Raw genomic sequence first — 18,120 nt, 5'->3', positions numbered from 1 at the left:
TATGGCGACTGACAAACAGCTATCGCGAGCAAGCTCGCTCCCACAGGGGGTCACACAAGCCTCGAAACTGTCATCAAGTCTGAATAGGCTCTGAAGGTTCAATCCTGCGAGCCCCAAGCATGTCCAAAGGCTGGTTCCTGATCCCGCTGCTGTTGCTCAACCTGAGCGCCCACGCCGAAGACTGGCCCGGCGAGCAATGGCCAAGTGGCCCGACCCCGAGCGGGCCGGCCATCGAAGCCTTGGAGCGATACGCCTTCCCACCCCGGGACGATGCGAGCCGCGAGGGCATTCGCACCGACGCGCTGCTGGTGATCCAGGACGGTCGGCTGGTCTACGAACGCTACGCCGGGCCGACCAGCGCCCAGACCCCGCACCTGACCTGGTCCATCAGCAAAAGCCTGCTGGCGACGGTGTTTGGCGTGGCCTACGGTGAAAAACTGTTTGGCCTGCAAGACCCAGCCGCCAAGTACTACCCGCCACTGAGCCGGCACCCGGGCCTGACCTTGGCCGATCTTTTCCACTGGGCCTCAGGCCTGGACTGGCAGGAAGACTACGAATACGCGCCGCTCAACTCTTCAGTGGTGGCGATGCTTTATACCCGTGGGCGTCATGACATGGCGGCGTTCACTGCGCAGCATGAAAGCGCCAGTCCGCCGGGGCAGGCGTTCCGTTATTCCAGCGGTGACAGCAACTTGCTGGCGGTGGCCTTGAAAACCATCGTCGGCCCGGCGCGCTACCCCGACTACCCCTGGACGGCCTTGTTCGAACCCCTCGGCATCCGCCACGCCACTTGGGAAACCGACGCCAGCGGCACGTTCGTGGGATCGTCCTATGCCTACCTCACCGCACGGGACCTGGCGCGTGTCGGGTTGTTGATGCAGCGGGACGGCCGCTGGGGCGAACGGCAACTGGTACCCATGGCGTGGGTCGCGTTCAATCGCCAGCCTTTTGCCCACTTCCAGGCCGGCCAGGACGAAGCCGTGCCCGGCGGGCATTGGTGGCTCAACCGCGCCGCCGATCCGGCAATCCACCCCTGGCCCGATGCGCCGCCGGATACCTTTGCCGCGCTGGGCCATTGGGGCCAGGCGCTGTATGTCATCCCCAGCGCCAAACTGGTGATCGTGCGTTACGGCGACGACCGCGACGGCAGCTATCGCCATAACGAACTGCTCAAGCGCGCCATGGCGGCGTTCGCCGGGACGGTGCAGCCATGAAGCGCAAAGTGTTGCTCACCCTGTTGTCGGTGCTGCTCATCGCCCTGTTCAGTTGGGTCTGGCTGGAGCGGGTGGCATTGCGGGCCTTCCCCGACATCATCAGTGCCTACACCGCCAAGGAATACTGCTCGTGCCGCTACGTGATGGAGCAATCGGCGGACTACTGCCGTGGCTATGTGAAGCAGTCGGTGCCCATCAGCGACTTTCTCGAGACCGCTGAAGCGAAACGCATCACCGTCAGCGGGTTGGGGCGTAGCAACAGCGCGCGGTGGATGGGGGAGCGGCAGGGGTGTCGGTTGGAGCCCTGAACCAACCTTTGGCAAGCCCTGCTCCCATAGATAAACCCCTTCACCCCAGGTTCTCTGTATTCCTGGGCAGTTGTTGAAACAGACAGTTTGCAAGCGCCCTCGGCCCGGTTAAGGTTCGCCACAGGTTTATGTGCCCTGCGAGTGTGTATGTTCAAGCGGTTTTTCCCTCACGCTGCCGCCAGCTTGCTGCTGGCCTGCGCCGCGTTGCCAGCCCAGGCCGACTGGTACCTGGACGGCGAGTCGTCGCGGCTGTCGTTTATCAGCAGCAAAAACGGCAATGTTTCCGAGGTCCAGCGTTTCCTGGTGCTGCACGGTCAAGTCCAGCCCGAGGGCTTGGCGCGCCTGGAAGTGGAGCTGGAATCCATCAACAGCGGCATTCCTCTGCGCGATGAGCGCATGCGGGCCGAGCTGTTCGAGATCAAACAATTTGCCGAAGCCACCGTCACCGCCAAGATCGACCTGGCGCCGATCCAGGACCTGGCCAGCGGCGCGCAGTTGGAATTGCGCCTGCCGCTGACGGTGAACCTGCACGGCAAGCAGCACGAATACAACGTCGAACTGCTGGCGACGCGCCTGGACGAACGCCGCTTCCAAGTGGTGACCCTGGAACCGGTGGTGCTCAACGCGGCGGATTTCGATCTGGCGCCGGGGCTGGAAAAGCTGCGAAACCTGGCCGGGTTGTCGGCCATCAGCCTCTCGGTGCCGGTGAATGCGGTGCTGATTTTCACGGCGCGCTGACATGAGCGGCGCGGTTTTTCCCTGGCGAGAAGGCAATCGCTTCGAGCTGTTGATCGATGGCCCGCAGTTCTTCCCGCGCATGCTGGTGGAAATCGCCCGTGCCCAGGAACAGGTCGAGCTGGAACTCTATCTGGTGGAGGCGGGTACTTGCGCCGAGGCGATGGTCCAGGCGCTGGTGCAGGCCGCCGAGCGTGGCGTTCGCGTGCGGTGCCTGTTCGATGACTACGGCAGCCTGGCGTTTACCCTGGCCCTGCGCAAGCGTCTGACCGAGGCTGGGGTGGAGTTGCGTTTCTACAATCGCCTGAGCTGGCGCCGCTGGGTGCGCAACCTTTACCGGGATCACCGCAAGCTGTTGTTGGTAGACCAACGCTTGGCGGTGGTTGGCGGCACCGGGGTGACCGATGAATTCTGGAACCCCCTCGACGACCGCAGTGAGTGGCACGAGGTGATGGTGGAAATAGTCGGCCCGCTGGTGCTCGACTGGCAGTTGCTGTTCGACCGCCAGTGGCTCGCCAACCGCCATCGGCGAGCCTGGAAACCGGCGTCCAACTTCGGCTTGCCGCGTCTGCCGCGCGTACCACCGGTGGGTGAGGGCATGGGCCGGGTGGCGTATGCCGACGCCCGCCAGCATCGCGACATCCTGCAATCGCTGTCGCGGGCATTGAACAGCGGCCAGAAACGCATCTGGATGGCGACGCCGTATTTTTTGCCGACCTGGAACGTGCGCCGTTCCTTGCGCAAGGCCGCCGCCCGCGGCATCGACGTGCGCCTGCTGCTGACCGGCCCGCGCACCGATCACCCGTCCGTGCGCTACGCCGGGCACCGTTACTACCCGCGATTGCTCAAGGCTGGCGTGAAAATCTTCGAATACCAGCCGTGTTTCCTGCACCTGAAGATGGTGCTGGTGGACGACTGGGTCAGCATCGGCTCCTGCAATTTCGATCACTGGAACCTGCGCTTCAACCTGGAAGCCAACCTCGAAGCCCTGGATTCCAGGCTCAGCAGTGCAGTGGCGGCCAGTTTCGAGCGGGACTTCACCCAGAGCCTGCAAGTCAGCCTCGACGCCTGGCAGCGCCGGCCATTGTGGAAGCGCTTCAAGCAGCGGGTGTGGGGGTTGGTGGATCGGGTGGTGGTGAACTTGCTGGATCGACGCGGTTAGCCCGAACACCCAGATACAACTGTGGGAGCGAGCTTGCTCGCGATGGCGGTCTGATATTCAACATCTGAGTTGAATGTTAAGCCGCTATCGCGAGCAAGCTCGCTCCCACATGGTTCTTGTGTTGCCTGGGGATCAGAGCAACTCAAAACTCTGCTGCTTCACGTCCTGGGAATCCAGGCCGATCTGTACGTTGAACTTGCCCGGTTCCGCCGCGTACTTGAGTTGGGCATTGAAGAACTTCAGGTCGTCCTCGGTGATGGTGAAGTGGATGACTTTCTTCTCGCCGGCCTTGAGCATCACCTTGCGGAAGTTCTTCAGTTCCTTCACCGGGCGAATGATCGAGCCGGTCACATCCTGGATGTACAGCTGCACCACGGTTTCGCCGTCACGCTTGCCGGTGTTTTCCAATGTCACGCTGGCATCGAGCTTGCCGGTCTTGTTCAGCGTGGTCGACGACAGGGCCATGTCCGACAGGCTGAACTCGGTGTAGCTCAAGCCGTAACCGAACGGATAGAGCGGGCCGGTGGTGTCATCGAAATACTGCGAGGTGTAGTTGCCCGGCTTGCCCGGCGTGAATGGCCGGCCGATGCTCAGGTGGTTGTAGTAGGTCGGAATCTGCCCCACCGAGCGTGGGAAGGTGATCGGCAGTTTGCCCGATGGGTTGTAGTCGCCGAACAGCACGTCGGCGATGGCGTTGCCGCCTTCGGTGCCGCTGAACCAGGTTTCCAGGATCGCATCGGCCTGCTGCTTCTCGTCCAGCAACGCCAGCGGACGGCCATTCATCAGCACCAGCACCAGAGGCTTGCCGGTAGCCTTCAAGGCCTTGATCAGCTCGCGTTGGCTGGCCGGGATGTTCAGGTCGGTACGGCTCGACGATTCATGAGACATGCCACGGGACTCGCCTACGGCGGCCACCACCACATCGGCATCCTTGGCGGCTTTTACCGCTTCGTCGATCAGCACCTGGGCCGGACGCGGGTCGTCTACCACTTCCGGGGCATCGAAGTTGAGGAAGTTCAGGTAGTCGAGCACCTTCTTGTCGCCGGTGATGTTGGCGCCACGGGCGTAGATCAGCTTCGAGTCAGCGCCCAGGGCGCGGGTCATGCCGTCGAACAGGGTGACCGACTGCGCCGGCCGCCCGGCCGCAGCCCAACTGCCCATCATGTCGATCGGTGCCTTGGCCAACGGGCCGACCAGGGCGATTTTCGCCGTCTTCTTCAGGGGCAGGGTCTGGTTGCGGTTTTCCAGCAGGACCAGGCTGCGGCGCGCCACGTCACGGGCATCGGAGCGGTGCAGGCGGCTTTCGGCGTAGGTGTCGGCCGGGTCGTCCTCGGCCTTGCCGATGCGCAGGTACGGGTCCTTGAACAGGCCCATGTCGTATTTGGCCGCGAGCACTTCGCGCACGGCGTTGTCGATGTCGCTCTGCTCGATTTCACCGGCCTTGAGCAAGCCTGGCAGTTCCTTGCCATAGAGCGAGTCGTTCATGCTCATGTCGATGCCGGCCTTGATCGCCAGTTTCGCCGCTTCGCGACCGTCCTTGGCGACGCCGTGCTTGATCAGTTCGAAGATGGCGCCGTGGTCACTGACCGCCAGGCCCTTGAAGCCCCATTCCTTGCGCAGCAGGTCGTTCATCAGCCAGGTGTTGGCCGTGGCCGGCACGCCGTTGATGGAGTTCAGCGCGACCATCACCCCACCGGCACCCGCGTCGATGGCGGCGCGGTAGGGGGGCAGGTAGTCCTGGTACATTTTCAGCGGACTCATGTCCACGGTGTTGTAGTCCCGGCCGCCTTCCACCGCGCCGTACAGGGCGAAGTGCTTGACGCTGGCCATGATGCTGTCGGCCGCGTTGGCGCCGTTGCCCTGGAACGCCTTGACCATCACCCCGGCGATGCGCGACACCAGGTAGGTGTCCTCGCCGAAACCTTCGGAGGTGCGGCCCCAGCGCGGGTCGCGGGAAATATCGACCATCGGCGCGAAGGTGATGTCCAGGCTGTCGGCGGCCGCTTCCTTGGCCGCGATGCGGCCGGAGTGGTAGATCGCGTCCATGTCCCAGCTCGAGGCCAGGGCCAGGGGAATCGGGAAAATCGTGCGGTGGCCGTGGATCACGTCATAGGCGAAGAACATCGGGATCTTCAACCGGCTGCGCATGGCCGCGTCCTGCATCGGACGGTTTTCATCGCGGGTGATGGAGTTGAACGTGCCACCGATGTTGCCGGCGGCGATTTCCTTGCGAATCATCTCCCGGGGCATTTCCGGGCCGATGCTGATCAGGCGCAATTGGCCGATCTTCTCTTCGAGGGTCATCTGCTTCATCAGGTTGCTGATGAAGGCGTCCTTGTTCTCTATGGGGGCTGGCAGGTTGTCGGCAAATACGGGGTGACTGGCCAGACTGACAAACAGGCCCAGCAAACACAGCTTCTTCATGAATAATTTTCTCGCAAGCCTAAAGGGCGGTGATCAGGACACGCCGGTCAGCCAAAATGTGAGGAGCGGCTATTGTTGTTCAGTTAAATGCAGCACACTTTCGAACCCATTGGGCTGAACTTAGTTTCGCACTGCGCATCTTTTAGCCCATCGACCCGTTTCAATCCAGTGCGGCGGCAGATTATGCCCCAGGCGCCGGTGAGATAGGTGGCCGTGTTTTTCCAATGTCATGCAACGGAGAGCTCCACCCGATGAATCCACGACTGAACCACCTTCGCAGCTTGCCGATGCTGGCCCTGATGCTGCTCACTACGTTGCTGGCCGGTTGCGGCATCAATAACATCCCGACCCTGGACGAACAGGCCAAGGCCGCCTGGGGCCAGGTGCAGAACCAGTACCAGCGCCGCGCCGACCTGATTCCCAACCTGGTGGAAACCGTCAAGGGCTACGCCCAGCACGAGCAGGAAACCCTGACCGCAGTGATTGAAGCGCGGGCCAAGGCGACGTCGATCCAGGTCGACGCCAGCACCCTGGACAACCCGGAAAAACTCAAGCAGTTCCAGCAGGCCCAGGACCAGCTGACCGGCGCGTTGAGCCGGCTGATGGTGGTGTCCGAGCGTTACCCGGACCTCAAGGCCAACCAGAACTTCCTGGCGTTGCAATCGCAGCTTGAAGGCACCGAGAACCGCATCGCCGTGGCCCGCCGCGACTTCATCCTGGCTGTGCAGAAGTACAACACCGAGATCCGCACGTTCCCGGGGCGCCTGTGGCACAGCGTGATGTACAGCGACCTGCCGATCCGCGAAACCTTCGAGGCCACCAGCCCCAATGCCGAAAAAGCCCCTGAAGTGAAGTTCTGAAAAAACTGTGGGAGCGAGCCTGTGGGAACAAAGCTTGCTCGCGATGAACGATAACGCGGTCATTGGAAAGACCGAGGTGCCTTCATCGCGAGCAAGCTCAGCTCCCACACCAGCTCGCTCCCACACAGGAGTTCCAATGCGCGTGTTGAAATTTGGCCTGGTGCTGTTGCTCTGGGTGTTTGCCATCACGGCCCAGGCCGAGCTGAAGTTTCCGGCATTGACCGGACGGGTGGTGGACGCCGCCCAGATGCTCGAACCGTCGGTGCGCGCACAACTGGAAGCGCAGCTAAAGGCCCATGAACAGGCCACCGGCGAACAGGTGGTGGTGGTCACGCTGGCGGACCTGCAAGGCAGCAGCATCGAAGACTTCGGCTATCAATTGGGGCGCCATTGGGGCATCGGGCAGAAGGATAAAAACAACGGCGCGCTGCTGATCATCGCCCGGGATGACCGTAAACTGCGCATCGAGGTGGGCTACGGCCTGGAGGATCGCCTGACCGACGCGCAGAGTTCGGTGATCATCAACCAGGTGATCACCCCGGCCTTCAAGACCGGCAACTTCAACAAAGGCATCAGCGATGGTGTCGCGGCGATGCTGGTGGTGCTGGGCGGCAGCCCGTTGGACGAGCCGGCGCCGGCATACAGTACGGACGGGCAGCAAGAGCCGAGTGATTTCGTCGAGCGCCATCCCGGGCTGTTCGTCTTCCTGGTGATACTGTTTATTTTGACGATATTGGTCTGCCAGATGCTCGGTATCTTGCCGACCGGAGGCGGTGGCTCCAGCCGTTCGGGCGGTTCCGGTGGAGGCTTCGGCGGCGGAGGCGGCGGGGGCTTCAGCGGTGGCGGTGGCAGTTTCGGGGGCGGCGGTTCGTCGGGCGGCTGGTGACAATAATAATGAGCAGGCACTTTTAACATGGCATTACTGACTGAACACGAACAACGCAAGGTCGCCGAGGCCATCGCCCGGGTCGAGCGGCATACCGACGCCGAGCTGGTCACGGTGCTGGCCGCCCGCGCCGACGACTACGCCTATATCCCGCTGCTGTGGGCCAGCCTGCTGGCCCTGGTGGTGCCCGGCGTGGTCCATTACCTCTCCGGCTGGCTGACGATGCACAGCCTGTTGCTGGTGCAGTGGGTCAGTTTCATTGTGCTGTGCCTGGTGTTTCGCATCCCCAGGATCACCACGCACCTGATCCCCCGTTCCGTGCGTCACTGGCGGGCCTCCAACCTGGCGCGCCGGCAATTCCTCGAACAGAACCTGCACCACACGGTGGGCAGCACGGGGATGCTGATCTTTGTCTGCGAGGCTGAGCGGTACGTGGAAATCCTGGTGGACGAAGGCATTTCCAAGCGCCTGGACAACAAATGCTGGGATGCCATCGTCGCAGCGTTCACCCAGCAGGTTCGCCAGGGACAGACCCTGCAGGGTTTCGTGACCTGCATCGAAGCTTGCGGCGAATTGCTCAAGGAGCACGTGCCGGTGACCCAGGAACGCAATGAACTGCCGAATCGGCTGGTGGTGCTGGGCTGAAAATTTCCTGCCAGCACAAGCCTGTGGGAGCAAAGCTTGCTCGCGATGAACGATGGCTCGGTTTAGCCTGCTGGATCGCGGTGTATTTATCGCGGGCAAGCCTTGCTCCCACCGAGGCTACTGCTCGCCACACGAACTTTTCCGTGCCCTCGCTGCCCATCCCCCCTAAAATACCGCCATTCCCGATTCGCCCCGCCCCGAGGCCGCTTGTCCATGTCTGCCACCGCAACGCCCGTCCGTCCCGCGCCGGATCACCACGCCCAGTTCATCGAGCTGTTGCGCACCAGCCTTGAACAAAACGCTTTCATCAAACTGGTGCTGGCCAAGTACGTGGGTGAAGAAGCGGACCTCCAGCGGCTGATCATCAAGCAGCTGACGGTCAAGGACCAGCCGTGCCTGTCCTTCGTCTACCGCTACAAGACCCGCGACATCACCAAGAATTTCCCGCTGGCCGAAGGGGTGCAAACCATTGCTGCGCTGTTGCCGGCATCGTTCAAGAACGCGCATTTGCTGGCGGTCACCGACGAGGCCCAGCTGGAGTACAGCAAGAAGGGCAAGAGTTCGCTGTTCAAGAGCAAGCCCCAGCAACTGCGGGAAGTGCCATCTGCCGAGCACAACCGTGAGAAAAATCGCTTCCTCGACCTGAACCGGCCATTTCTGGCCGACCTGGGCGTGACCAACCACAAGCACGAGCTGATTCCGGCGATGTCGCGCAAGTGGAAGCAGATCAACAAGTTCATCGAGGTCTTCAGCCATGCGCTGACGTCTTCGCCGCTGGCCCTGGACAAACCGGTGCGGGTTTCGGATTTCGGTTCGGGCAAAGGCTACCTGACGTTCGCCATCCACGATTACCTGCGTAACACCTTGCAGGCTGAAGGCGTGGTGACCGGAGTCGAGCTGCGCGAAGACATGGTCAAGCTGTGCAACGAAGCCGCTGCGCGCCTGGAACACCCGGGCCTGAGCTTCCAGCACGGTGACGTGCGCAGCGTGGCGCCGAGCGCGGTGGATGTGATGATCGCCTTGCACGCCTGCGACATCGCCACCGACTACGCGATCCACATGGGCATTCGCTCGGGCGCCTCGATCATCATGTGCTCGCCGTGCTGCCACAAGCAGATCCGCTTGCAGATCCAGAGCCCGGCCTTGCTCAAGCCGATGCTGCAATACGGCCTGCACCTGGGCCAGCAGGCGGAAATGGTCACCGACAGCTTGCGAGCGCTGTTCCTGGAAGCTTGCGGCTACGAGACCAAGGTCTTCGAGTTCATCTCCCTGGACCACACCAACAAAAACAAGATGATCCTGGCCGTCAAACGCGCCGAACCTGCGGACCCCACCGAGCTGCTGGCCAAGATCCAGGAACTCAAGACCTTCTACCACGTTACCGAGCATTGCCTCGAAACGCTGCTGCGGGCGGATGGTTACCTCGCCTGAAGCAGCTATACCGAACCCTGTGGGAGCAAAGCTTGCTCGCGATGAGGACGACATGGTTTAACTGCTAGAACCGCGCCATCGTTCATCGCGAGCAAGCTTTGCTCCCACAGGACTCGCTCCCACAAGGGCTGAGGTGCAGCCCGTCAGGTAATGAGCGGTTATCGCTCGCCTGCCAACACTCCGGACTACCTTTAATGCGTTAACCACCCACGCATTCCCAAAGGAGCCCTTCCCATGCCCGCCAAGAAAATCCTCATGCTGGTCGGCGATTACGTCGAAGATTATGAAGTCATGGTGCCGTTCCAGGCCCTGCAGATGGTCGGCCATACCGTGCACGCCGTGTGCCCGGACAAAACCGCCGGACAGACGGTGCGCACGGCGATCCACGATTTCGAAGGCGACCAGACCTACAGTGAAAAACCGGGGCACTTGTTTGCCCTCAACCATGACTTCGCCAACGTCCAGGCCGCCGACTACGACGCGCTGCTGGTGCCGGGTGGGCGAGCGCCGGAGTACCTGCGCTTGAATGAAACCGTCCTGCAACTGGTGCGCGATTTCGATCTGGCGGGCAAGCCGATTGCCGCGGTGTGCCACGGTGCGCAATTGCTGGCGGCGGCAGGCATCCTCGAAGGGCGCGAATGCAGCGCCTACCCGGCGTGTGCCCCGGAAGTCCGACTGGCTGGCGGGACCTATATCGACATTCCCGTGACCCAGGGCCATGTCCAGGGCAACCTCGCAACCGCACCGGCCTGGCCTGCGCACCCGAGCTGGCTGGCGGGTTTCCTGACGCTGCTGGGCACGGCCATTACCTTGTAATGACGCTGCACAGCGGACTGGCGGGGCAAGCGCGGCGGGTCTTTACTCTCGGGGCATGTCTTCATTGCCAGGAGAAAAATCATGTCCGGATGGTACGAAATCAGCAAAAGCAGCAGTGGCCAGTTTCGGTTTGTGCTCAAGGCGGCCAACGCCGAGACAATCTTGACCAGTGAGCTGTACACCACCCGCAGCGGTGTCGACGGTGGCATTGCTTCGGTGCAGAAAAACAGTCCGTTGACCGAGCGCTATGAACTCAAGAACACCAAGGATGGCCATCCGTACTTCAACCTCAAGGCTGCCAACCATGAAGTGATTGGCAGCAGTGAAGCTTATTCATCGGACGCCGCCCGGGACAAGGGCATCGCCAGCGTAAAGGCCAACGGACCGACGACTGTCATCAAGGACAAGACCGTGGCTGCGCTCTGACGGGACGGCAACAAGGGCGCCTAGCCTGTGGCGGGGGAATTATGTGTGGGGGCAAAGCTTGCTCGCGATGCAGGCGCTGCGGTTGTGCAGGCTAACCGAGTCATCGTTCATCGCGAGCAAGCTTTGCTCCCACACATGGATCCCCTCTCCACACGTGTTTTAAACCTCCACCGGCACCGACAGTTTCGGATCGCCCAGCGGATGGCTCTTGGCATCGAAGAAGCGCAATTGCACTTCCAGTCCCTGGAACACCTTGGCGTAATGCCGCTTCTGATGCTGGATGAACGCCTGGCTACGGGGATAGATTGAAATCGCCACGGTTTTCGGTGCGGCCAGGCGCAAGGCTTGCACAATGTGGTTGTCCTGCTCGCCCAGGGCATGGCCGAACAGGCACAGGTTGTCGCCGTGCTGCAGCAACTGGTCGTAGCAGAACGACAGGTAATCGCTGCTGCGGATGGTCTTGAGCTTGTCCTGGCTTGGGCCTTCATTGACGAACAACGGTACGTCGTCGAGGGTCTTGATCGTGTTGTTGATGGCGAAACTGCCCAGCAGGGTGCCTTCGGTGGACGTGAGCTTGCGCGCCGTGCCGTCCTGGTTGCGCACCATGTGCAGGCCGCCGTGCAGGTACAGCAGGCGCGGTTTGTCCGTGGTCGCCCGGCTCAGGTCGAAACTGTGGTCTTCGCCGAAGAACAGGTCGCTGATGCTCTCGGGTGCCTGCTGGATCGCCCAGTAGTTGAGCAGGTCGTAGTTGCTGGTGAACACCGTGCGGTAGCGGCTCAGCTCCTGGTTGAGCGTCGCCAGGGTCGACGGTTGCACCAGGCGCCATGGGATGTGCACCGCATGCACGGTGTTGATCAGCGCTTCCTTGATCGCGTAATAGCGGTTACGCGGGGCAGCGGAGCTGACGGCCAGGGCCTTGTTGACCCGACTGGTGGTTTTCAGCGCAGCGAGCACCTGTTCGAAGCTGCGCGTCTGCATCGCATCGAACACGCTCAGTTCCGACGGGCTCAGGGGTTTCTCCTCGACGGTGCGGGCATTTTCGAACAGCGAGTCATAGCCGAAATCATCCCACACTGCGCGGCTGGCCCCATTGCCCACCAACAGGCCGCTGAAGGCGGTGTCGGCGCGCAAGGCCTCCCAGTCTTCGAGCCGGGTGTCGTATTCCTGGAAATCGGTCATCGCAAGGATCATCTCAAAACGTGGCAAAGGCAGGGCGCGACTTTATCACGACCCAGTCTTGAGCCAGATCAAGATGCGTCATGACTACTCGGTCATTCTGTAGGCCCTGCCGATCCGGCCTCAACCAGGAGCGTGACCCCATGAGCAGCACTTTTTTCATTCCCGCCGTGAACATCATGGGGCTCGGCTGCCTCGATGAAGCGATGACCGCTATTCGCAACTACGGCTTTCGCAAAGCTTTGATCGTCACCGACGCGGGGCTGGCCAAGGCCGGTGTCGCCACCAAGGTGGCCGAGTTGTTGGCGATACAGGACATCGACTCGGTGATTTTCGACGGCGCCAAGCCCAACCCAAGCATCGCCAATGTCGAGCTCGGGCTGGGGCTGCTGAAGGAGAGCCAGTGTGATTTCGTCGTATCGCTGGGTGGCGGTTCGCCTCACGATTGCGCCAAGGGCATCGCCCTGTGCGCCACCAACGGAGGGCAGATCCGTGATTATGAAGGCGTCGATCGTTCGAGCAAGCCGCAGTTGCCGCTGATCGCCATCAACACCACGGCGGGCACCGCCAGCGAAATGACCCGTTTTTGCATCATCACCGACGAGACACGCCACGTGAAAATGGCGATTGTTGATCGCAACGTCACCCCATTGATGTCGGTGAACGACCCGGCGCTGATGGTGGCGATGCCCAAGGGCCTGACAGCCGCCACCGGCATGGATGCACTGACCCACGCGATCGAGGCTTATGTCTCCACTGCGGCCAACCCCATCACCGATGCCTGCGCCCTGAAGGCCATCACCCTGATCAGCAACAACCTGCGCCTGGCCGTGCGTGACGGCAATGACCTGGTCGCGCGGGAGAACATGGCCTACGCGCAGTTTCTCGCGGGGATGGCGTTCAACAATGCATCGTTGGGTTTCGTGCACGCGATGGCGCATCAGCTGGGTGGCTTCTACGACCTGCCTCATGGTGTCTGCAACGCAGTGCTGTTGCCTCATGTGCAAAGCTTCAACGCTTCGGTGTGCGCCGTTCGCCTGACCGACGTGGCCCATGCCATGGGCGCCGATACGCGCGGCTTCAGCCCGGAAGAGGGCGCCCGCGACGCCATTGCGGCGATCCGTAAACTGGCCCTTGACGTGGATATTCCGGCCGGTTTGCGTGATTTGGGCGTACGCCTCAATGACGTACCGGTGCTGGCCGCCAACGCCTTGAAAGACGCCTGCGGCCTGACCAACCCACGGGCGGCGGACCAGCGGCAGATCGAAGAGATTTTCCGCAGCGCGTTCTAAGCGACCCGGGGCGGCACGAACTTCACACAGAGCATCGCCGCCGCCCCCAACAGTGCGCACAACGCCGCCAGCGGCCAGGCCTGTTGGCTCAACAACAGGCTGGCCATGGCACCGATCACCGAGGCCATCAGTTGGTGCAGGAATCCGCTCAACGCCATGGCATACGCGCCGGCCACCGGTGAGCCTTCGTTGGCCAGGGACAGGCTGATGGGGTAGATCAACGACTGGCCAAACACCGCGAAGCAATACGGCAGCCAGAAGAGCAGCGCGATGCTGCTCAGGGTGAGGCTGCCTGCCAGCATGGTCATGCTCCCGCCCAGCACCAGGGCGATGCCCCAACCCATCATTCGCCGTTGACCGGTACGCAGTACAAAAGCGTTCACCACCAGCGCCCCAAGCAAGTACGCGGCACTGACCGGCCAGCCCAGCAGGCCGTATTCAATGGGCGACCAGTGGAAGCTCTCCTGCAGGATCAATGGCGCGGCGGTATTGAAGGCGACGATCACGCCGTAACCCAGCCCACCCGCCAAGGCCGGCAGCAGGAACGCGCGTCGACGCAGGATCTGCCCGTAGATGCTCCACGCCGATTGCCCGTTGCCGGCTTGCACCAGCACCGGGAACCTGGCCCGGGACACCGCCGCTGCCATCGCCAGGCTGACGGCGCCCAAGCCCTGGAAAATCGCCTCCCAGCCGAAAGCGGCCTGGATCAGCGAGCCCAGATACTGGCCGATACCGAGGGCAATCACAAAGGCGATCGATATCCAGGACAGCGCCTTGGCCAACAGATCGCCGCTGAAACTGTCCCGAATCAAGACCCGCGCCATCACCGAGATACCGCTGGCGCCGATGCCCTGGATCAACCTGAGCGTCAGGAACGCCTCCACGGTTGTGCCCAGCGGCAGGGCCAGGTTGCCCAAACCGTACAACCCCAAGGCCGCCAGCAAGACCGGCTTGCGCCCCAGCCGCTGGCCCAGGCTGCCCCACAGCAACATCGGCAGCGCCATGCCGATCAGGTACACCGACAAGCCCCAGGAAACCCGGGACGCATCGGCGCCCAGGTCCCGGGCGATATCGGGCAGGGCCGGCAAGTAGATGCTCATGCCCAGTTGGGCCAGGAAAACGGTGGTGCAGGTGACGATCAGGGTTGTACGGTTCTTCATCGAGCGTCCTGTCTCAAGGGCGGATGTCACGCCCGTGGGTCAGCAGCAGTTCGGTGATCTTTTCGCAAAACGAGCGAATCACGTTCGGCTCCATATCGGCGCGCAGGGTAATGCGAATGGCGGCCTTGCCTTGCGGCACCACGGGGAAAAAGACCGCTGAAGTGAAGTACCCCAGTTCGGCCAGTTCGACGGCCAGGCTGTTGGCCAGGGCCGCTTCACCGCAGGGCACCATGCGGATTGCCATGGGATTGCCGCGCTGTTCAGTGCGCACGAGGCTGTCGAAGAAGCGGATATTAGCTTGCAAACGCTCCTGCAGGGCGCTGAATTCTCGACTGCGGTGCAGGCGGATCGACGCCATGCCGGCGCCGATGGCCGCTGCGTTCAGGCTCTGGGACCAATTGCTCGGGCCACCGTAACGCTGCACCAGCGCCTTGTGCCGTTCACTGCCAAACATGACCAGCCCGCCACTGGCGCCGAATGACTTGGCCAATGAAGCAACGATCAGGGTGCGTTCATCCACGGCAGGGACGCGCGAACGGACCAGGCCTGCGCCGGACTCCCCGACCGCAGACAGCGCGTGGGAGTCGTCCAGATAGAGAAACAGGCCATAGCGCTGCTTGAGATACATCAGGCTGTCCAGGTCCGCCAATCCGCCCATGCTATAGGCGCTGTCGGCCACGTACGCCACGCAGCGCTGGCGTTTGCACAGGTCTTCGATGAAATCCATGTCGTTGTGCGGGCAGGTGACGACCTGGGTTTCATCGGCGCAGGCGGCCTTGCTGTGGTTCATCGAGTAATGGGCGTGTTTGTCGAACACCATGACCGGCGAACACTGGTTGGTGAACGCGCCGCTGGCCAGCAGCGGCAGGATACCGGCGCTTGCCGCACTGCACGACAGAGCACTGAGGCAACTGGCGCCAAACAGCTCCGACAATTGGGTTTCGTACTGGTCCAGGATCGCCAGCTTGCAGCGATTCCTTGAGTTGGCGACCCGCAGGGTTCCGGTTTCCCACAGGGCAGTCATGGCGCCGTCCAGCAACGCGGGGTGATAGTCCAGGCCCAGGTAGGACGTGGTACAGAAGTGATGGAAGGTGCGACCGTATTGGTCGACCAGCACATTGGGTGTCTTGACCTCGACATTCAACCCTGAGATTTTTCCGGCTTCGGTGCCCTGCCAGTTCTGGTCTGCGAGGGAAATCACCTTGCGGTAGTGAGTGAAGTGATGGGGCGCTTGAGCAGTCTGGTTCATGGTGCGATTACATTCCTTGATGAGTGGTGCTGTCCGTGGGGTGTTTCGATAGCGGTGTGTTTCCAGACTTTACAGATTGTTGTGCAGGGCTTTGAATCGGCTGTTTCCGGCGTGCTTGAGTGTCACTGGAGAGTTCTGCGTAGGACTTTGCCTAGGGCCTTGGACGGGGAATCCGTCGGCGATGTCGGAGCTTGGAAGTACCCTGGGTTCGCCCCAAGCCCGCTGGGTTATCACTCTTTTCTGAAGGTTGCTTGCTGATGCTCTCAGGCCTCAATCATCTGACCCTTGCCGTCACCGACCTGGATCGCAGTGTGGTTTTTTATGGCGAGCTATTGCAGCTGCGTCTCGAAGCCAAGTGGGACCATGGGGCCTATTTGTCGCTGCCGGGTTTGTGGTTGTGCCTGGCTTTCGACCCGTTGCGCAGGCCTGAGCCGGTGGCGGACTACACCCATTACGCTTTCAGCATCGATGCCGAGAGTTTCCCAGTGCTGGTGGCGCGGCTGAACGCGGCCCAGGTGTCATCGTGGCGCGACAATCGCAGCGAGGGTGATTCGTTCTACTTTCTCGACCCGGACGGGCACAAGCTCGAAGTCCATGTGGGCGACCTGGCGTCCCGGTTGAAGGCCTGCCGGCAGGCACCGTATGCCGGTATGGCGTTTTTTACGGAGTGAAGGGGCTGCGTTGAAGCGAGTGGCTGCATCTCCCGGGCGTTTCGCTCCCTACAGTCGATCCCCTGCGCTATCCTCATCGGTATTGGTGGGGCGCGTCGGTCTCGCTCGTTGTATCGGCGTCACGAACTGACGATCACCCGCTTCGCTCACCGTTGCATTATCCGGATGACCTCCAGCCCCATGGACACTCGAAGTTCCGCGCCGCTGGCCAGCTACATCGACCTTCTGCTGGACGCCGTGTGTGCCGTCGACGGCCAAGGGCGTTTCGTGTTTGTCAGTGCTGCCTGCGAACAGATTTTTGGCTACACCCCGCAGGAGCTGATCGGCCAGCCGATGATCGACCTGGTGCACCCCGCCGACCGTCAGCGGACCCTTGAGGCGGCGCGGGAGATCATGGACGGCGAGCCCAAGCTCAATTTCGAGAACCGTTACCTGCGCAAGGACGGTCGGGTGGTGCACATCCTGTGGTCGGCGCGCTGGTCGCCGGTGGACCAACTGCGCATTGCCGTGGCCCGGGACATCACCGAACGCAAGCAGGCCGAGTCCCGGCAGGCGGCGTTGTATGCGATTTCCGAGGCGGCCCATGCCGCGGCAGACCTGCTGGCGCTGTTCAAGCGCATACACCTGATTATTGGCGAGTGGCTGCCGGCGCTGAATTTTTCGGTGGCGCTGTATGACGAACAATGTTCGCAACTTAACTTCCCCTATCACGTCGACGACCGGGAAGGGCAGCCGGAATTGCCGGGCACGGTCACCGGGCGTTTGTGCGCCGAAGTGATTCGCAGCGGCCAGCCAATCCTGCTGACGCCTGGTTGCAACGACTTGCCGCCGGGGTTCGACGACCTTGTAGCGCGGCCAGATGCGCCGTGTTGGCTGGGCGTGCCGCTGAACTCGCAGAGCGGCACGATTGGCGCGCTGATCGTCAAGAGTGCGCCGCACAACGAGCGCTACACCGAGCAGGACAAGGAACTGCTGCAATACGTCTGCGCACAGATCACCGTCGCCATCGAGCGCAAGCAATTGCACGCCCGGTTGCAGCACATGGCTCAGTACGATCAATTGACCCAGGTGCCCAACCGCGAATTGCTCCGGGAGCGGTTCAAGTGCGCACTGGCAAGCGCGCGCGCGGCGTCCGGGCGCATGGCCTTGCTGTACATCGACCTGGACCGTTTCAAGCAGATCAACGACACCTATGGCCACGGGGTTGGCGACATGCTGTTACAAGCGGTGGCCAATCGTCTCAAGGGCTGTATCCGCGACACCGACACCGTGGCACGTATTGGCGGGGACGAGTTCGTGGTGCTGCTGCACAGCATCCAGGCCTTGGAGGATGCCCAACGCGTGCAGGAAAAAATCCGCCATGCACTGGCCCAGCCGCTGCGTCTGGACGGGCACTGCCTGAGCATCGAACCGAGCATCGGCGTGGCCTGTTTCCCCGACCATGGCACTGAAGATGTTGCCCTGTTCCGCCACGCCGACGAGGCGATGTATGCGGCCAAACGCCAGAATCACAGGGTGTTCGGTATCTGATAGCGTGCCACCGTTCGTCGTGGCACAAGCACCTTTCTCAAACCTTCAGCCCATATCCAATTCGAATACAAGAAGGGCTCTGCGTGCCCTGCATTCGAGAATAGGGAGGGTTGGATCATTCCCGGCCCAAGCGGT

17 protein-coding genes are annotated in these 18,120 nt (G+C 61.9%); 13 read left to right on the top strand and 4 right to left on the bottom strand.

What is annotated here, in order from left to right; genetic code table 11:
- Positions 1-119: 119 nt before the first annotated feature.
- The 4 genes from F7R20_RS30945 to F7R20_RS30930 all read left to right on the top strand — a co-directional run bounded on the left by F7R20_RS30945 (position 120) and on the right by F7R20_RS30930 (position 3,419).
- Positions 120-1,214 carry a serine hydrolase domain-containing protein gene (locus F7R20_RS30945; protein WP_003198683.1) on the top strand — a complete coding sequence of 365 codons (1,095 nt, stop codon included), beginning with the start codon at positions 120-122 and terminating at the stop codon, positions 1,212-1,214.
- Positions 1,211-1,522, top strand: a complete 312-nt coding sequence (locus F7R20_RS30940; RefSeq protein ID WP_003198684.1) for a hypothetical protein — start codon at positions 1,211-1,213, stop codon at positions 1,520-1,522. Before F7R20_RS30945 ends, F7R20_RS30940 begins: the two co-directional genes overlap by 4 nt.
- Before the next feature lie 147 nt (positions 1,523-1,669).
- Positions 1,670-2,260 carry a YceI family protein gene (locus F7R20_RS30935; protein ID WP_003198685.1) on the top strand — a complete coding sequence of 197 codons (591 nt, stop codon included), beginning with the start codon at positions 1,670-1,672 and terminating at the stop codon, positions 2,258-2,260.
- A gap of 1 nt (position 2,261) precedes the next feature.
- The gene (locus F7R20_RS30930; protein WP_003198687.1) at positions 2,262-3,419 is read left to right on the top strand and encodes a phospholipase D-like domain-containing protein; all 1,158 of its coding nucleotides are present in this window, start codon (positions 2,262-2,264) and stop codon (positions 3,417-3,419) included.
- A 132-nt stretch (positions 3,420-3,551) separates the two neighbouring features.
- Here F7R20_RS30930 and bglX read toward each other — a convergent pair whose 3' ends face one another.
- Positions 3,552-5,843 (bottom strand): beta-glucosidase BglX, encoded by a 2,292-nt coding sequence (gene bglX, locus F7R20_RS30925; RefSeq protein WP_003198689.1) that lies wholly within the window; start codon positions 5,841-5,843, stop codon positions 3,552-3,554.
- Positions 5,844-6,094: 251 nt separating this feature from the next.
- Between bglX and F7R20_RS30920 the strand changes: the two genes are divergently transcribed.
- The 6 genes from F7R20_RS30920 (at position 6,095) to F7R20_RS30895 (ending at position 10,907) form a co-directional block, all read left to right on the top strand.
- Positions 6,095-6,703 carry a LemA family protein gene (locus tag F7R20_RS30920; RefSeq protein WP_003198691.1) on the top strand — a complete coding sequence of 203 codons (609 nt, stop codon included), beginning with the start codon at positions 6,095-6,097 and terminating at the stop codon, positions 6,701-6,703.
- Positions 6,704-6,839: 136 nt separating this feature from the next.
- A complete protein-coding gene (locus tag F7R20_RS30915; protein WP_003198694.1) occupies positions 6,840-7,589 on the top strand; it encodes a TPM domain-containing protein in 750 nt (249 codons plus the stop codon).
- A gap of 27 nt (positions 7,590-7,616) precedes the next feature.
- Positions 7,617-8,234, top strand: coding sequence for a TPM domain-containing protein (locus F7R20_RS30910; protein ID WP_003198695.1), 618 nt, complete (start codon positions 7,617-7,619; stop codon positions 8,232-8,234).
- 213 nt (positions 8,235-8,447) lie between these two features.
- Positions 8,448-9,665, top strand: a complete 1,218-nt coding sequence (locus F7R20_RS30905; RefSeq protein WP_003198698.1) for a class I SAM-dependent methyltransferase — start codon at positions 8,448-8,450, stop codon at positions 9,663-9,665.
- A gap of 234 nt (positions 9,666-9,899) precedes the next feature.
- Positions 9,900-10,481, top strand: coding sequence for a DJ-1/PfpI family protein (locus tag F7R20_RS30900; RefSeq protein ID WP_003198700.1), 582 nt, complete (start codon positions 9,900-9,902; stop codon positions 10,479-10,481).
- A gap of 81 nt (positions 10,482-10,562) precedes the next feature.
- Positions 10,563-10,907 (top strand): YegP family protein, encoded by a 345-nt coding sequence (locus tag F7R20_RS30895; RefSeq protein ID WP_003198702.1) that lies wholly within the window; start codon positions 10,563-10,565, stop codon positions 10,905-10,907.
- A gap of 159 nt (positions 10,908-11,066) precedes the next feature.
- Here F7R20_RS30895 and F7R20_RS30890 read toward each other — a convergent pair whose 3' ends face one another.
- Positions 11,067-12,086 (bottom strand): DUF4917 family protein, encoded by a 1,020-nt coding sequence (locus F7R20_RS30890; protein ID WP_003198704.1) that lies wholly within the window; start codon positions 12,084-12,086, stop codon positions 11,067-11,069.
- A gap of 140 nt (positions 12,087-12,226) precedes the next feature.
- On the opposite strand from F7R20_RS30890, the gene yiaY reads away from it, so the two are divergent.
- On the top strand, positions 12,227-13,375 hold the full coding sequence (gene yiaY / locus F7R20_RS30885) for an L-threonine dehydrogenase (RefSeq protein ID WP_003198706.1): 1,149 nt from the start codon (positions 12,227-12,229) through the stop codon (positions 13,373-13,375).
- On the opposite strand, the gene F7R20_RS30880 is transcribed toward yiaY, so the two are convergent.
- The gene (locus F7R20_RS30880; RefSeq protein WP_003198708.1) at positions 13,372-14,535 is read right to left on the bottom strand and encodes an MFS transporter; all 1,164 of its coding nucleotides are present in this window, start codon (positions 14,533-14,535) and stop codon (positions 13,372-13,374) included. The two genes, yiaY and F7R20_RS30880, sit on opposite strands and share 4 nt — an antisense overlap.
- A gap of 13 nt (positions 14,536-14,548) precedes the next feature.
- Positions 14,549-15,784 carry an aminotransferase class I/II-fold pyridoxal phosphate-dependent enzyme gene (locus F7R20_RS30875; protein ID WP_003198711.1) on the bottom strand — a complete coding sequence of 412 codons (1,236 nt, stop codon included), beginning with the start codon at positions 15,782-15,784 and terminating at the stop codon, positions 14,549-14,551.
- A gap of 257 nt (positions 15,785-16,041) precedes the next feature.
- On the opposite strand from F7R20_RS30875, the gene fos reads away from it, so the two are divergent.
- Together fos and F7R20_RS30865 are read left to right on the top strand one after the other, a co-directional pair.
- Positions 16,042-16,455, top strand: coding sequence for a fosfomycin resistance glutathione transferase (fos, locus tag F7R20_RS30870; protein WP_003198713.1), 414 nt, complete (start codon positions 16,042-16,044; stop codon positions 16,453-16,455).
- A gap of 180 nt (positions 16,456-16,635) precedes the next feature.
- On the top strand, positions 16,636-17,985 hold the full coding sequence (locus F7R20_RS30865; protein ID WP_003198716.1) for a sensor domain-containing protein: 1,350 nt from the start codon (positions 16,636-16,638) through the stop codon (positions 17,983-17,985).
- The last annotated feature ends 135 nt before the right edge of the window (positions 17,986-18,120 follow it).

The organism is Pseudomonas brassicacearum subsp. brassicacearum (genome assembly GCF_008801605.1).
GTDB lineage: Bacteria > Pseudomonadota > Gammaproteobacteria > Pseudomonadales > Pseudomonadaceae > Aquipseudomonas > Aquipseudomonas brassicacearum.
Note: the sequence above shows the minus strand (reverse complement) of the source record. Positions and strands in the feature narration are given on the sequence as shown.